This is a genomic window from Streptomyces brevispora (genome assembly GCF_007829885.1).
Classification (GTDB): domain Bacteria; phylum Actinomycetota; class Actinomycetes; order Streptomycetales; family Streptomycetaceae; genus Streptomyces; species Streptomyces brevispora.
This window is the reverse complement of sequence record NZ_VIWW01000002.1, coordinates 633,242-648,283: the sequence shown is the minus strand read 5'-3', so window position 1 is coordinate 648,283 and position 15,042 is coordinate 633,242. Positions and strand designations below refer to the sequence as shown.

16 protein-coding genes and 1 pseudogene are annotated in these 15,042 nt (G+C 67.2%); 14 read left to right on the top strand and 3 right to left on the bottom strand.

The features are described 5' to 3' along the window. Nucleotides 1-36: 36 nt before the first annotated feature. From FHX80_RS32440 to FHX80_RS32415, 6 genes are all read left to right on the top strand, one after another. Nucleotides 37-1,092: a maleylacetate reductase gene (locus tag FHX80_RS32440; protein WP_145768033.1), complete on the top strand. Its 1,056-nt coding sequence runs from the start codon at nt 37-39 to the stop codon at nt 1,090-1,092. After that, a complete protein-coding gene (locus tag FHX80_RS32435; protein WP_145768032.1) occupies nt 1,089-2,045 on the top strand; it encodes an intradiol ring-cleavage dioxygenase in 957 nt (318 codons plus the stop codon). The genes FHX80_RS32440 and FHX80_RS32435 overlap by 4 nt, the downstream gene beginning before the upstream one ends. Nucleotides 2,046-2,577: 532 nt before the next feature. After that, on the top strand, nt 2,578-3,537 hold the full coding sequence (locus tag FHX80_RS32430; protein WP_244318753.1) for an AraC family transcriptional regulator: 960 nt from the start codon (nt 2,578-2,580) through the stop codon (nt 3,535-3,537). A gap of 313 nt (nt 3,538-3,850) precedes the next feature. Further along, nucleotides 3,851-4,912, top strand: a complete 1,062-nt coding sequence (locus FHX80_RS32425; RefSeq protein WP_145768030.1) for an LLM class flavin-dependent oxidoreductase — start codon at nt 3,851-3,853, stop codon at nt 4,910-4,912. Between the two features lie 10 nt (nt 4,913-4,922). Further along, complete coding sequence (locus FHX80_RS32420) at nt 4,923-5,933, top strand: alpha/beta fold hydrolase (RefSeq protein WP_167523794.1); 1,011 nt, start codon at nt 4,923-4,925, stop codon at nt 5,931-5,933. An 82-nt stretch (nt 5,934-6,015) separates the two neighbouring features. Then, a complete protein-coding gene (locus FHX80_RS32415; RefSeq protein WP_145768028.1) occupies nt 6,016-6,585 on the top strand; it encodes a flavin reductase family protein in 570 nt (189 codons plus the stop codon). A gap of 9 nt (nt 6,586-6,594) precedes the next feature. On the opposite strand, the gene FHX80_RS32410 is transcribed toward FHX80_RS32415, so the two are convergent. Together FHX80_RS32410 and FHX80_RS32405 are read right to left on the bottom strand one after the other, a co-directional pair. After that, nucleotides 6,595-6,963: a hypothetical protein gene (locus FHX80_RS32410; protein WP_145768027.1), complete on the bottom strand. Its 369-nt coding sequence runs from the start codon at nt 6,961-6,963 to the stop codon at nt 6,595-6,597. Nucleotides 6,964-7,316: 353 nt separating this feature from the next. Further along, entirely contained in the window at nt 7,317-7,730 is a 414-nt protein-coding gene (locus tag FHX80_RS32405; protein WP_244318725.1) for a hypothetical protein, read from the bottom strand. Between the two features lie 51 nt (nt 7,731-7,781). Between FHX80_RS32405 and FHX80_RS35290 the strand changes: the two genes are divergently transcribed. From FHX80_RS35290 to FHX80_RS32375, 6 genes and pseudogenes are all read left to right on the top strand, one after another. Further along, nucleotides 7,782-8,264 carry a hypothetical protein gene (locus FHX80_RS35290; RefSeq protein ID WP_208764846.1) on the top strand — a complete coding sequence of 161 codons (483 nt, stop codon included), beginning with the start codon at nt 7,782-7,784 and terminating at the stop codon, nt 8,262-8,264. A 43-nt stretch (nt 8,265-8,307) separates the two neighbouring features. Next, on the top strand, nt 8,308-8,517 hold the full coding sequence (locus tag FHX80_RS32395; protein WP_145768026.1) for a hypothetical protein: 210 nt from the start codon (nt 8,308-8,310) through the stop codon (nt 8,515-8,517). Between the two features lie 170 nt (nt 8,518-8,687). Next, nucleotides 8,688-10,118, top strand: coding sequence for an MFS transporter (locus tag FHX80_RS32390; protein WP_145768025.1), 1,431 nt, complete (start codon nt 8,688-8,690; stop codon nt 10,116-10,118). A gap of 34 nt (nt 10,119-10,152) precedes the next feature. Continuing rightward, nucleotides 10,153-11,535, top strand: a complete 1,383-nt coding sequence (locus tag FHX80_RS32385; protein WP_167523793.1) for an MmgE/PrpD family protein — start codon at nt 10,153-10,155, stop codon at nt 11,533-11,535. A gap of 205 nt (nt 11,536-11,740) precedes the next feature. Next, nucleotides 11,741-12,088: pseudogene (locus FHX80_RS32380) on the top strand (transposase); the annotation flags it as partial. Nucleotides 12,089-12,305: 217 nt separating this feature from the next. Next, complete coding sequence (locus tag FHX80_RS32375) at nt 12,306-12,905, top strand: DUF3558 family protein (RefSeq protein WP_208764845.1); 600 nt, start codon at nt 12,306-12,308, stop codon at nt 12,903-12,905. Between the two features lie 77 nt (nt 12,906-12,982). Here the strand turns inward: FHX80_RS32375 and FHX80_RS32370 are convergent, their stop codons facing one another. Next, nucleotides 12,983-13,168, bottom strand: a complete 186-nt coding sequence (locus FHX80_RS32370; protein WP_145768023.1) for a hypothetical protein — start codon at nt 13,166-13,168, stop codon at nt 12,983-12,985. Here FHX80_RS32370 and FHX80_RS32365 point away from each other — a divergent pair, their 5' ends adjacent. Together FHX80_RS32365 and FHX80_RS32360 are read left to right on the top strand one after the other, a co-directional pair. Further along, nucleotides 13,169-13,774, top strand: a complete 606-nt coding sequence (locus FHX80_RS32365; protein ID WP_145768022.1) for a hypothetical protein — start codon at nt 13,169-13,171, stop codon at nt 13,772-13,774. A gap of 506 nt (nt 13,775-14,280) precedes the next feature. Next, complete coding sequence (locus FHX80_RS32360) at nt 14,281-14,805, top strand: hypothetical protein (RefSeq protein WP_145768021.1); 525 nt, start codon at nt 14,281-14,283, stop codon at nt 14,803-14,805. Nucleotides 14,806-15,042 lie beyond the last annotated feature (237 nt).

The window sequence follows — 15,042 nt, the reverse complement described above, 5'->3', positions numbered from 1 at the left end:
GGACGACGCAAAACAAGAAGGAAGCCAAAGAAACTGATGAACTTCACTCACGAGACGCTGCCGCAGCGTGTCGTCTTCGCCGCCAGCTCGGCCGCAGAGGCCGTAGCGGCGGAGGTGGCGGCACTGAAATGCAGCAGGGTCATGCTCATCGCCTCCGGGCGGGAAGCCAGCTTGGTCGACCCGATCGCGAAGAAGCTCCCGGTCGTGCTCCGGCACGAGGACGTCGTGATGCATGTGCCTGTCGAGGTAGCTGTCCGGGCGCGCGAGGCCGCAGAGACCTCGGGAGCTGATGTCCTGGTGTCGGTTGGCGGCGGATCGACAACGGGCTTGGCGAAAGCGGTGGCCATGACAACCGGTCTGCCGATCATTGCCGTTCCCACGACGTACGCCGGGAGTGAGGCGACCAGCGTGTGGGGCCTGACCGAGGGTGAGACGAAGACCACCGGTGTGGACAACAAGGTTTTGCCGGCCTCGATCGTCTACGACGCCTCGCTGTTGACCAGCCTGCCGGGAAAGATGACTGTGGCCAGTGGGCTCAACGCGATGGCGCATTGTGTGGACTCGATGTGGGGGCCGCGGTCGGACCCGATCGATCGGGCGTTGGCGCAGGAGGGCATTCGCGGCCTGGCGGAGGGGCTGCCGGTGGTGGCAGCTGACCCGGCGAACATGGCGGGGATCGAGCAGACGCTCTACGGCGCCTACCTGGCCGCGGTCGCCTTCGCCTCCGCGGGGTCGGGGATGCATCACAAGATCTGTCATGTGCTGGGTGGGATGTTCAACCTGCCGCACGCACAGACGCACGCTGTCGTACTCCCGTATGTCCTGGCCTTCAACTCACCCAACGCAGCTGACGCTGATGTCCGGATCGCGACCGCATTTGGGTCGCCGACCGCCACTGCGGGCCTCGCCGCGTTGCGCAAGACCCTCGACGCACCAAGGGCGCTCAAGGACTTCGGCATGCCGGAGAGCGGGATCGAGAAGGCGGTTGCGCCGCTCCTCAGAGCGATCCCGGTCAACAACCCGACCCCAGTCACTCACGAGAACGTCACCGCCCTTCTGCGGGCGGCTTGGGAAGGAAGCGAACCCGCATGAGCCCGACCGACGCCCAAAACCTTGCTGTCCAGCGGATCGAATACGCCGAGGCCGAACAACAGACCCCGTGCCGGCCAGTCAAAGCGCGCCAGGCGGAGATTGAGGAGGACGTACTTCAGCGTGTGATCCGCTCCTTCGACGGCTGTGCCGATCCGCGCCTGAAGCGAGTCATGGTTTCGCTGGTAGAGCACCTGCATGCGTTCCTGCGCGACGTGCGGTTGACCGAGGAGGAGTGGGGCGAAGCGATCAAGTTCCTCACCGCGGTCGGGCACATCACTGACGACAAGCGCCAGGAGTTCATTCTGCTCTCCGACACCTTGGGCGCCTCGATGCAGACCATCGCGATCAACAACGAGGCGTACAAGGACGCCACCGAGTCAACCGTGTGGGGCCCGTTCTTCGTCGAGGGTTCCCCGGAAATTCAGAACGGCGAGGACATGTCCTTCGGAGCCGCCGGCCAGCCGTGCTGGGTTGAGGGCACCGTCACCGACACCGAGGGCAACCGCCTCCCCGGCGCTCGGATCGAAGTGTGGGAGGCCGACGCGGACGGCCTGTATGACGTCCAGTATGCGGACGGCCGGGTCGCCGCCCGCGCCCACCTGTTCGCCGACGAGAACGGCGCCTATCGCTTCTGGGGCGGCACGCCGACGCCGTACCCGATCCCGTATGACGGCCCGGTGGGCAAGATGTTGCAGGCCGTCGGTCGCTCGCCGTACCGGGCGAGCCACCTCCACTTCATGGTCACCGCACCTGGGTGCCGCCGTCTGGTCACCCACATCTTCGTCGCCGGTGACGATCTGCTCGACAAGGACAGCGTCTTCGGGGTCAAGGAGTCCCTCATCAAGGACTTCGTCGAGCAGTCGGCCGGCACGCCCACACCTGACGGACGGGTTGTCGAGGGCACCTGGACCCGCACCCGGTTCGACATCGTCCTTGCCCCCACTGGGTCGTGAACGCTCCTTCCCTCACCGAGGTCCAAATCGCCGAAGCCGCTCTTTGTGCCGCAATGGCTGCGGGCGACATCTATGCGCTGACAGACCTACTTCCTTCACACCAGCCTGCGCTACAGACTCACCAGAGGCTTGTGGGACACCAAAACCGAATGCCTTGTCAAACTGAGCGATGGAATACCTCGACATGTCCTCGACGGAGGTCGGTGCCAGTTCGGTTGGCGACGTGGTATTCCTGTGGGTCCACGTCAACGCCCGTGTCTCTGCACTGGTCGGCCAGCGTCCGATCTACAACGCGTGCGTCACAGCGTGGATGAAGGATGTAGGCCGTTGTTTGAGCGCCTCGCGCCTCCAGGCCCTCGGCACACGAGGCACCCTTGATCCCGCGACACGACCACAAGCCCTTGCTATTCTACGATGCATGTCATACAAGCGTTGACGATCGGGTTCCGAGCGTTGGCGGAAGAGGTGAGCATTGCCAATGGCGACCAGGGCAGGATTGCTGACAAGGACACCGCTACGCCGATTCAGCGTGATGGAAGACGCCGAGTTGGAGGCCCTCGAGGCGAGCGCCCCGGCTTGGCTCACCGAATGCAAGTTCAAGACGCCTCGCCGTCAACTTGCCGCCATCACGCGAGCGTCGCTTTCGGCGACCACGCTCGGACCAGTGAAGCTCGTCTACGCCCACACCGTCGGCAGCGAGTTGGCCGTCGATTTCACTCGACAAGAGTCCAACTACGTCGTGAGCTTCGCGCTTGCAGGCACCAACCAGGTGACTGTAGCCAATGAGCAGGCGCTCTGCTCGGCCACGCGAGCGGTGATTCTGTCGCCGCAGATGGTCGCCGGCATGCACCTCAGCGACGGGTACGCGCAAGTGCACGTCGGCATCGAGCGTTTCGCCCTGGACCGGAACCTCGAGCGGATGCTCGACAGGCCGGTCACCAAGCCGATCCGGTTCCAGATAGACATGGACCTGACCCGACCCGCCCTCGCATCCTGGGTCAGGGGGGTCAAGGTGCTGCTGGAGGATTTGGATGAAGCCTCAGGCCTCAGCGCCGTAGGAGCAGAGGCCAACCCGTGGCCAGACTTCCTCATGACGGGGCTGCTGTTGGCCCAGCCGAACAACTACTCGGAGTGGCTCAACCAAGGACAGGTCAATGGATTTCGCCCCCAGTCACTGAAGCGCGCGGTCGAACTCATCGAGCAAGAGCCTGCCGGCGATCTGTCGTTGAGTCGGCTCTGCTCGGTGGCGGGGGTTAGCGCGCGGGCTCTGCAGCGACATTTCCGCGAGTACGTCGGCCTGTCACCGCGAGAATACGTGCAACGGGTTCGGTTGGAGCATGCGCACAACGACCTGGCTGCGGGGGCGGGGAAGACGGTCGCCGAGATCGCTTACCGCTCGGGTTTCACCCACGTGCCTCGCTTCGCCGGCGCATACCGGGAGCGCTATGGCGTCCCGCCGTTGGTGACTCTGCGTGAGTCTGCGACCCGGTAGGACAGCCCCCGCGCATGCGCGGCAGTGCGTACTGAGCGGGTGAGTCGCATGGGGGACCGCGGAGCCGCTCTGCTGATCAGCAGGCAGCAAGTCGTAGGGACAAGACCGCAGGACCTGCCCTGACCAGGGCAGGTCCTGCGGTCTTGTCCCTGGCAAGTCCACTGCGTTCCGGCCCACGGGCAGTGTCATCGCCCCCCCACACACAACTGGGGTCGCATTACGGATCGGCACGTCGCAACGCGGATCGGAGGTTCATCCAGACCCTCCTAGCGTGAGACACCCAACACATCCCAGAAATAATGGAGCACACTCGATGGGCGCCATCAGCGACGACACGAACGGCATCAAGTTCGTACACCAGTACGGTCTAGGTCTGCACACCACCGACCGGGTGCCGGATGTGCACAACCCCACCTGGCAGAAGCGGCAGATCGACGACTTCGTCGAGTTCGCCCAGCTCGCCGAAGAGCTCGGATTCGATGGTCTGACCGTCACCGAGCACCACGCGCCACTGATGACCTGTCCCTCGCCGCACCTGCTGATCGCGGCGGCGGCCGTGAAGACCAGCACGATCCGCCTCGGCACGGCAGTCACGATCCTGCCGCTGTACAACCCCATTCGGGTGGCCGAGGAGGCCGGCACCCTCGACCTGCTCAGCGGCGGTCGGTTCGAGCTGGGCATAGGACGAGGCGCGCCGGGCGAGGCACGCATCGCGCTGGGGCGCGACCTCAGCGAAGCGGATCTCAAGGAGGCATGGCTGGAGTCCCTCGAGCTCGTCCGACTCCTGCTCAGCGAGCACGACGTCACCTTCGATGGCAAGTACTTCAAGGTCACGAGGCCGACCTCGATCGCCACCCGCCCGCTCCAGGAGGAGTTCCCGATCTGGCTGGCATCCGGCAGCCTCGAAAGCATGGCGGTCGCCGGCGGGTACGGCTGGAGCGTGATGCGCAACTTCGGCACCGACCAGTCCCACAAGGAGGCGCTTGACTACTACCTCCAGGTCTCCAACGAGCACGGTCACGATCGGTCAGCGGCCAACATGATGGTGGAGCGCTTCATCGCGATCGGCGAGACCGAGGCCGAGGCTGAAGCCAACTGTGACGTCTTCGCCAACACGTTCAATCAGTTCATGGCGCACTACGCCTCCAACGGCCGCTCGGTCCCCAAGAGCGACGGCGAGTTCGCGATTGACAAGAAGAAGGACCGCCCTGCACTCACGGTAGTCGGCACGCCGGACCAGATCATCGACCAGCTCCAGGAGGCACTCGACGCAACCGGCGCGCGCCGCCTGCTCGTCGAGACCTTCACCCCCGACCAGACCCGCCTGTTCGCGCGGGAGGTCATGCCTGTCCTGCGAGCGCGCAATGCAGGCTGAGTCCAAGCCCGTGACGAGCGCTGTGCGCCTCGCCCAGCAGGGGTATTTCTGGGTCGGCGTCACGTACCAGGAGAGCGAGGGTCAGACGCTTGTCGACGGCACACAACTCTTTGTCGACTTCCAGGTGCCGGAGGAGCAGACGCAGGCTTACCCGGTCGTCCTGATCCACGGTGGTGGGGGCCAGGGCCTGGACTGGATGTCGACTCCCGATGGCCGACCCGGCTGGCGGACGCTCCTGCTCCAGCGCGGCTTCTCCGTCTACACCCTCGACCGCCCGGGACAGGGCCGTTCCCCGGTCCGTCCCGCTATCACCGGCCCCTCGCCGATGCCCTCCTCGGTGGAGACGCTCGGCGTCATGTTCGCCGGAGCGAACAACCCCGAGCACACCCAATGGCCAGGCACCGGCCTTGCGGACGACCCCGCACTCGCCCAGCTCCTGGCCTCCCAAGGACCAATGCCCGACCTTGCGCACGACCACGAGCTGATGCGGAGGCGAGGAGCGGAGCTCCTGGATCGGATCGGTCCGGCCATCATCATCACCAACTCCGCCGGCGGCCCGGCTGGATGGCTGATGGCCGACGAACGGCCCGACCTTGTGCGGGCCATTGTGGCACTGGAGCCGCTGGGTCCGAGCGGGCCGTTCCCGCTCCCGTGGGGGCTCGCCGCCTGCCGGATGAACTACGACCCGGCACCGTTGGCCGCCGCAATCGACCTGATCAACGTCCAGGCCACCGACTCGGAGCCTCCGATGCGACTGCAAGCCGCCCCACCCCGTCGCCTGCCGGGCCTCACCGACACGCCGATCGCGATCGTCACCGGCGAGCAGTCCTTGGCCGGGCCCATGGACGCCGGCACTGTCGCCTTCCTGCGCCAAGCCGGGTGCGAGAACGTCGACCACCTTCAACTTGGTGACCTCGGGATCCACGGCAACGGCCATCTCATGATGCTTGAACGCAACAACGACCAGGTGCTTGACGCCGTCATCGCGTGGGTCAGCGAGCACGTCGTTCTCACGCCCTAGGCCTTCCTCGACCACGCGTCGACCGTCCCGTCCGGCGTGACGCCGTCACGCCGGACCGTGAATCCATGAAGGACACATCCCTATGAACTTGCGCCCGTTGTCGGCCGACCCGACCGAACTGCGACATGCCTTCGCCTGCTTCCCCAGCGGTGTCGTGGCTGTGTGCGGCTGCATCGAGGACGAGCCTGCTGGCATGGCCGTGAGCTCCTTCACCTCGGTCTCCCTCGACCCCGCCCTGGTGTCGGTCTGCGTGCAGAAGACGTCGTCGACGTGGCCCTTCCTGCGGGACCTGCCCCGGTTGGGCATCAGTATTTTCGCCGAGGACCAGGCGGCGGCCTGCCGAGCCCTCGCGGGACGGGGCGACAGGTTCCGCGATGTTGGGTGGAAGAGGACCGTCGAAGGTGCGATATTCATCGACGGTGCCGCAGCCGTGTTCGACTGCTCGGTCTACCAGGAGATCGACGCCGGCGACCACGTGATTGTCTTGCTCAAAATCGAGGCGCTGCGGGCGGACCGTGCACGGCTGCCCCTCGTGTTTCACCACAGTGAGATGGGACGACTGGCCAACGCCCGCGGCCGCACCGCTCAGGGACTCCCGTTGCTGTTGGTCAGTGAAGGTGGTGCGGCGTTGTTTCCGCCCGTGTGCTCGTAGGACGAGCCATCACGAGCCCCGTCTCGGTCGCGGGCCCCGTTGTCTCCACTGCGGCGAACGCCGTGCTGCACCTGGCGGGACGGTCACCTTGCGAACGACCGCCGAGGTCCGGGTGCCGGCCTTCTTGGCGCGGCGGGTCTGGTGCTTATCGGCTTCGGCCGTCCGCTTGTACTCGTCGGCATTGCAGCCGAAGAGCTTGCCGGCCGTCTGGCCGCCGGCCTGGTCGAGCTGGAAGCGATCAATATGGGAGGCCTTGAATTTTAAGCTGCACCGGTGACCGTCGGCGTATTGGGGGACCGTGCCGTTGGCCTCCAGCTCGCCCATGAGCGTCCATTGGCCGCGGCTGAACACCTTCCCGGGATTCGTGGTGTCGGACACGACCTCGACGCCGATTCCCTCCCGACGCCCGGCGCGGACGACCTGCGCGTACCGGACGACCCCTCTGCCGGAGCCGGGGCAGCACGTGGTCCTGGACATCGGCGATCATGTCGGGAATCTCGAAGCGGTCAAACCGGTCACCGCGGACAGCTGGAGAAGTCCTCGGCGATGCCGAAGCTGGCGGGATCGTCGAGGATTGCCAGAAGTAGGGCTGTCGAGTCGAGGCCGAGGCCGTAGGAGAGCGACTTGTGCGAAGCTGCGCGGAAGGCTGCCAACGTGTCCGCGGCTACCACGTCCGCCGGGGTGCGGGAGGGCGTCGGCGAGGTGGGTGCGGGGTCTCGTCGAGGTGGTGGTCAAACAGGATGAGCGAAGTCATGAGGGTGCCTATGAGCTGCCAGCGGTGGTGAGGTGGGGGCGATGCTGGGGCCGGTGCGGCCGTCGTCGCCGTTGATGGTACGGGGATTGCCGGCGGCATCCCGGTACTCGACGAGGCTGAGCCGGGCCAGGGAGGCGCTGGTCGGCCAGCCGACGGCGGCCCGCTGGGCGTCGCTCAGGATCCCGCGCCGGTGATGAAGTACGGTCCGACGCCACTTCTTCTGGGCGGTCCCCGGAGGCAGCCGGTAGCGGTCGCCGTCGTTGCGGTAGACCAGGTCGTCGTCCAGGTAGACCTGGAGCGTCGCGGCGCTGACGTTTCCTATGAGATGGCCGTCGGGATGCAGGCACGCAGCCCGAAGGTGCTGGGGTGCGGGAGGGTACGTGCTGATCATCGCGGTCCCTCCAACGCGGGGAACTGCCCTGGGAGCAAAGCGGCCACCTGCATGCTTTCCGGCTGGCTGGCCGACCGGCGGTGCGGCAGCCGTCAGGGGCCCTCTCAGCTCGTCGCGGCACGGGGGTTCGTCCGCCGACACTTCGGGCAGCGCCACATCAGCCCGGCCGAGACCGCTGCCGTGACGATCGCGCCCTTCTGCTCGGTGTCGGCAGCGGCAAAGGGGTCTGCACAGCAAACGGATCTGTCCACCATCGGGTTGGACCTGCGTCCCGAGCGCAATCCGGTCGGCTCCAAGGCGATCACCCAGCAGCGCGACATCCTCGACATCTGGGACACCCTCGACGGAGCCGGACGGCAGATCGCGCAGGAGGGGCTGACCTGGAGCCGTGCTCGCACGTTCTACCGCGAGCACGGCTCTTCTGCACCAAGTACACCGACGACGGCAGCGTCTTTCCGCCGTTCGTCAACCTCTCCCAGACCCGCACCGAGCAGGTGCTCGACGAGCGGATCGCCGGCCAGCGGCTTGTCGTGACACGCTGCACCGGGAGCTGCTCGACCTGGGCCGTGCCGTGCCCGTGCACCGCAGCGCGGACCTGGCCGAGGGCGGCGCCGCGAGGCTGGGCATCAAGCCCGACGAGGTGTGGGTGATCCGCCCCGACGCCCACCTGGCCGCCACACTCACCGGTCCCACCGCGGTCGAGGTGAACGCCGCCCTCACCCGGGGCCTCAGAGCCGCTGTCACCGCGCTTGCGCAGCCGCCCCGGCCGACCTCATTCCGGGCCTGACACCGAGCTGTTGAACGTCACCTGCAATCGACATGTCACTGAAATGCATTCCGGGTCACAGTGATGCCCATCGGTGACGACGATCACGTCGAAGGGTGGTGGGGCATTGCGTCACCCACCACCCCTCGGTCAAGCAGACCGGCGTCCCCCTCCTCCTGAAAGGCCGCACAGTGACTGCTACCCCACATGCCACGGGTGCTCCCGATGCACCGTCGCCGGCCGCGCGGCTCGACCGACTGCCGGTCGGCCGGTGGCACTGGAAACTCACCGTGCTGGTCGGGATCGGCGCCTTCTACGAGTACTACGAGGTCTTCCTCGGCGGAGTGCTCGCCGCGGTCCTCGGCCCGATGTGGCAGCTCAACAGCTTCGAAACCGCCAGCCTCATCGCTTCGGTGTTCCTGGGCATGTTCTTCGGCGCCCTGACCCTGGGGCGCCTCGCCGACCGAATCGGCCGACGGCGCATGTTCCTCATCAACCTGACCATCTACCTGATCTTCAGCCTGGTCGCCGCTATCTCCCCCAACCTCTGGGTGCTGGTCGCCTGCCGCTTCATCGCCGGCATCGGCGCCGGCGCGGAGGCAGCCCTCATCCCGGCGTACCTCGCGGAGTTCATCCCGCCGCAGCGCCGAGGCCGTCACATCGGCTACGCGTTCACCATGGCCTTCATCGCCTACCCGGTGATCGCCCTGATCGGAGCGCCCCTCGCGGAGAGCCACTTCCTCATCGAGGGGTGGCGCTGGCTGTTGGTCATCGGTGCCAGCGGCATCATCGCCCTGCTCTGGTTCCGTCGTGGTCTGCCCGAGTCGCCGCGCTGGCTCGCCTCGGTCGGTCGCCTCGACGAGGCCGACGCCTTGGTGACCAAGATCGAGAAGGAGATCGCCGCCAGTACCGGAAAGCCGCTTCCGCCCGTGCCGGTCACCGTGTCCCAGGCAGCCGCGCACCACGGCGAGGACCGAGCACGGGTCTCCGACCTCTTCAAACGCGGTGCTCGCAGAGCCATGATCGCCGTCGGCGCACTGTGGACGCTCAACGTTCTCGCCTACTACGGCTTCAGCTCGCTCACCCCGCTCCTGCTGGCCGACAAGGGCTACGACCTGAAGAGCTCCCTGCTCTACACGGCTGTCATGGCGATCGGATACCCGCTCGGAGCGTTCACCGCCGCACTCATCGCCGAACGGTACGAAAGGCGGACCGTCTGCATCGCCACCGGTCTGGGCACAGCCGCAGCCGGCCTCTTCTTCGGCTTCGGGATCGGCAGCCTGATGATCATGGCCGCGGGCTTCGCGATCGGGTTCCTCTCCAACGTGCAGACCAGTTCCATCAACATGTACGGCTCGGAGGTCTTCCCCACCAGACTGCGCACCACCGCGATCGGGCTCTGCTACGGCACCGGACGCCTCTGCGCCGTCGCGATCCCCTTCCTCGGCATCGCGATCCTGGACAACTTCGGAGGCACAGCCGTCGTCCTGCTGTCCGTCACCCTCTACGTCGTCACGGCCGTCCTGGTCTGGATCTTCGGCCCCAAGACCACAGGCAAGTCCCTGGAGGAGATCACCGAGGAACACAGGCCGAGTTCGCCGTCCGTCGCGACGGTGGCCTGACCGCCCGACAAACTCTCCACAGCGAGGAGCCCTGGTGTCCCCTACGGAACAGCTGATCGACTTCGTGCGGTCGACGCGACTTGACGAGATCGACCTCGAAGCCCGACGCATCGTCCGCACCATGATCACCACTGTGCTCGGCACCACGGTGGCCGGAGCCGGTGAAGACGGGTGCCGAGAGCTGAGAGGACTCCTGCTCGAGAACGGTGGTGCCCCACAGGCCACCTCACTCGTCCACGGAGACCGCCTGCCGGCCGCCTCGGCTGCGCTGCTCAACGGAGTCATGGCTCGTGCGCTCGACTACTGCGACGCCATGGAACCCGGCCTCCACCTCGGCTCCTCGCTGGTCCCCGCCGCCTTGGCCGCCGCCGAGTTCCGCGGCGGGGTCAGCGGCGAGGAGTTCGTCACAGCCGTCGCGGTCGGCGCCGAACTGGGATCGCGGCTCAACCTGACCGAGGCCCTGTACGACGGTTTGGACCCGACCGGCGTCGTCGCCCCGCTCGCCGCCACCGCAACGGTCGGCCGCATCCTCGGACTGTCGGGAGACCAGCTACTGGCGGCCCTCGGCCTGGCCTTCAATCGCGCCGGCGGGAGCTTCCAGAGCAACGTGGACGGCTCCCTCGCCGTGCGACTCATCCAGGGCTGGGCCGCCGAGGCAGGCGTGACCTGCGCGCTCTGGGCCCTGCGAGGGCTCACCGGCCCCCACAACTTCCTGGACGGCGTCTACGGGTACACCCACCTGTACGGGCGGGGCCAGGTCGACGCAACCACCTTCGTCGAGGAGCTGGGCGATCACTATGCGCTGACGGGGACGATGTTCAAGAAATACCCCAGTTGCGGCCTCACACAAGGGGTGACCGAGCTGGCCCTGCAGGCTCGCCGGTCGGGAATCCTCGCCGATCGGATCGACCGGGTCGAAGTAGTGCTCCCGCCGTACGCCTACCGGCTGGTGGGGCATCCGTTCGCACCCGGCACCAACCCGAGGGTCGACGGCCAGTTCAGTGCTCGGTTCTGCGTCGCCAATGCGTTCCTCCGCGGCTCCTCCAGGTTGGAGCACTTCACTCCGACGGCCGTGACCGGGAAGGAGGTCGGTGACCTGGCCGCTCGGGTGCACGTCACCGCAGACCCTGCGCTTGACACCCGAGGCCACAGCGCGGCTGACCTCATCGTCGTCAGCCAGGGTTCCGAGCAGCGTTTCGGGCTCGACATTGCGCCGGGCTTCCCGGGGAACGCCCTCTCCCAGGGCTATCACGACCGCAGGTTGCGAGACTGCCTGGCGGCCACGGCATACCCGCTCCCGGACAGTCGGATCGAGAAGCTCATGGAGTCCTTGAAGGCCCTGGAGGAACTCGACGACGTCACGGATCTGGTCGCGGACCTGATCAGCCCGGAAGCCGACGCCGACAGAACGGCCTGAGCATGGAAGTTCCTTGAGTCGTCGTCTCCGGCACCATGCCTCTGCCGATGGATCGGCCGGGGCATGGTGTCGGGACCGAGGTATCGTCGGTCCTTGTTTTCGCAGATGATCCGCCGAGTGTGACGCGACTTCTGACGGACGTGGGGACAGCCCCGCAGCCGCCGGCCCGGCCAGGACCGGCCTCCTGGGAACTCGGGGCGGTTCAGTCCCGGTCGGCCGCCCGAGGACCCGGCCGGACGCGGTCGCCGGGGATAAGGCGTACTCCTCCCGCGCCAACCGCGCCCACCTGCGCAAACGAGGGATCAAGGCGGTGATCCCGGAGAAGAAGGACCAGGTGGCGAACCGCAGGAAGAAGGGACGCTCCGGCGGCCGCCCGGTCAGCCACGACACCACGCTCTACCAAGACCGCAACACCGTCGAGCGTGCCATCAACAGGTTCAAGGAATGGCGGGGGCTGGCCACCCGCTACGACAAGACACCCGAGAGCTACGCCGCAGGACTCCACCTGCGGGGAGCCGTCCTCTGGCTACGCAGCCTGCCGACCCTCCCATGATCTGAACTCAGAACAGGCCCTAGCTAGCGCTCGGGCCACGGCTCTTTGTGCCCCATGGACCTGGACGAGACGTTCGAGTGCCCTGGCTTCATTGAGGGACTCGAGGTCTTCATGCTGAAACCAAGTCCTGACTCCGGAACGTCTGTTGGTTCACCTGCGCCGGGCATCCTGCCCCTGTGGGGAGTTCCGGAGCCAGTTACGAGGGGGGACCGAACCGATGACGCACACCCGTACCCGCACCAGATCCCGTAGCCGAGACCGTGGCCGCAACCGCCCGTTGTCCCTGGCGGGGGTGGCCCTGGGGGCGCTGCTGATGCTGACCCTTCAGGGGTGCCAGGACGCAGACTCCGACGCCACGAACAAGCCGAGCCCGACCGCCTCGGCCACGTCGGCACCGGCCGAGCCGAACGCGGAGGAGCCGTCGCAAGCGCCCAGTCCCACCAGTCCCACCTCGGTGGGGGACCCGTGCGCGCTGGTGACCCAGCAGGAGGCCGAACGGCTCGCCGGCACACCGGTGAAGCCCGGCAACGTAGTCGACGAGACCTGCACCTACGTCGCACCCGAGTCCGGGCCGACCGCCCAGGTGGAGATCTTCGCCGGAGAGTCGGGGCAGAACTACTACGACGCCGAACGCCAGCTCGGTCACGAACTGAAGCCGCTCGACGGCATCGGTGACGAGGCGTATCTGGAGGACGGTTCGGTCTTCCTACGGGTGGCCGAGGAGTGGGTATCGATCCGACTCGTACGCGGCAACCCGGCGGCGGAGAACGATCAGCCGCTGACGGACCTGGCCCGCACGGTGGCCACGCGCCTGTGAACCGGACCGCCGGCGTACGACAACAGCCCCCAGATCAAGGCAAAATCCGGGGGTCCTTGTCGTACGCCGGCATGCCGTCATCGTGCCCTGCGGCTGACGACGGTCGCGGTCGCCGCCGCCCAGAGGAGCAGCAGCGGCAGCGACAGATAGAGGACCTCGGTGAGCAGGGCGCCGCCGGCCAGTTGCTCGGGCTGATGCTGGACCGCCTGGTGGAGGCCGGCCTGCTCAAGGCCGGGGGCCGGCAGCGTACCGACGCCACCCATGTGCTGGCCGCGGTTCGCAGCCTCAGCCGCCTGGAGCTGGTCGGGGAGACGCTGCGGGCCGCTTTGGAGGAACTGGCCGAGGCCGCCCCCGCCCGGCTGACTCCGCTGATCGAGCCCGAGTGGGCCAAGCGGTACGGACGCCGGGTGGAGATCGGCAAACTACCGGGCGGGAAAGCGGCCGTGACCGCCCGGGCCGAGGAGTTCGGCCGGGACGGACAGAAGATCCTCGCCGCCGCCTGGGCCGCCAGCGCCCCACCCCACCTGCGGCTTCTTCCTCAAGTGGAGATCCTTCGCCAGGCCTGGTTCCACCACTACTTCTGGGACGTGGACGGATCCCTGCGCTGGCGGGACGGCCACGCCCTGCCGCCCGCCTCGCTGCGGTTCGACTCCCCCTATGACACCGATGCGCACTACTGCGTCAAACGAGACATATTCGTACCTCTTCGTGGCGCTTGCGCTGCCCGGCGGTCAGCCCGCCCCCGTCTGGATACCGCATGTCTCCGGCGTACCAGTCACGGTGGACTCCGTCACCGGGTTCGACGAAGAGACCTCAAGACGCCGAAGTCAGTAACCGCGGCACGAACGGCTGCAAGCCGCGGCCGATAGACCGCGGCCCTGTGCCGTGTCGGCCGCACCCGGTGGTCGGCCGACCGCCATGAGTCGTCTCCGCGTCCCAGGACGGCATCTCAGGGCATCCCAGGGACCTCTGTTTCCGCAGTTCAACAGGGGTGGGATCGTTCCATCGTCGCAGGTGTGGCGGCAGGCGTTGTGTGGATCCCCGCCGTCCTCGAAGCTGTGGGTGTCGCACCGGCCGAGGCAGAACGACCGCCCCGGCAGCAGCACGGCAACGACACCTACCCTGCGCCTGCGTACCAGGACACCTGTGTGCCCGAGTACTCAAGGCGCGGCGTTCGGCTCCCCACGGCGCCCGCCGCCACACGCCGGCCCCGGGGCGAAGACACCGGGCCGACTCCTGTCCGATGGGGCAGTCGGGCCGTCCTGTCTCTCGAATCGGACGCGGACGAGATGGCGACAAGTCGGCAGGCGCCTTCGGCACGAAAGCCGGAATCGGCCGAGAGTAACCACATACGGACCAGAGAAGGAAGACGCACATGAACAGGAAGTCCTCCGCACACCGTCGTCCGGGCCGCCGCGCGGCCGTCGCCGCCGGCCTCGTCTTGGCTGTCGGACTCGGTGTGTCGACACAGGTGTCGGCACAGGCGTCCGTCCATGCCCCCGCAAAGGCGTCCGCCGCCGCATCGCAGTCGGTCAGCGGCACGTTCGGCCAGGCGGTGACCCGGGTCGCCGACTTCTACGGCGCGTACATCGACGCGAAGGGCGACTACGCGGACCCGGACGTCACGCTGGCCACGGCGCTCCGCAAGCACTACCTGACGCCCGACTTCGCCAAGCGGCTGGCGGCGTGGGAGAAGAAGAATGGGGCGGACGGCGTCCTGCGTGCCCAGAATGTCCCGGCGCAGTGGACGGTGAGCGACAACGGCGCCGTGGGTAACGGCCATGAGGTCATCGTCACCCTGGCCTTCGGCAGTGGGGAGACGACGCAGAAGACCAAGCTTTTCGTGCTGGTGGAGCGGTACAACCACATCAGCGACATCGCCACCACGAGCGCCCGCTGACGGCGGAGCGGTGCCCTCTGCCGGAAGTCTGGGCAGCCGACCGTTGCTCACGCAGGACCCGCCGCCTGCCCGGACGCGTTGTGTCATGACCGGGCCGGCCGCACGGCTCTGGCCCGGGCGCCTTCCGCGGGGCCGTCGAACGCACCAAACCTGGTTCCACGGCTTCCGATGCCTGCGCATCCGCTGGGAGAGACGCGACGACAACCACGAAGCATTCCTCGGCCTTGCCGTCTACCT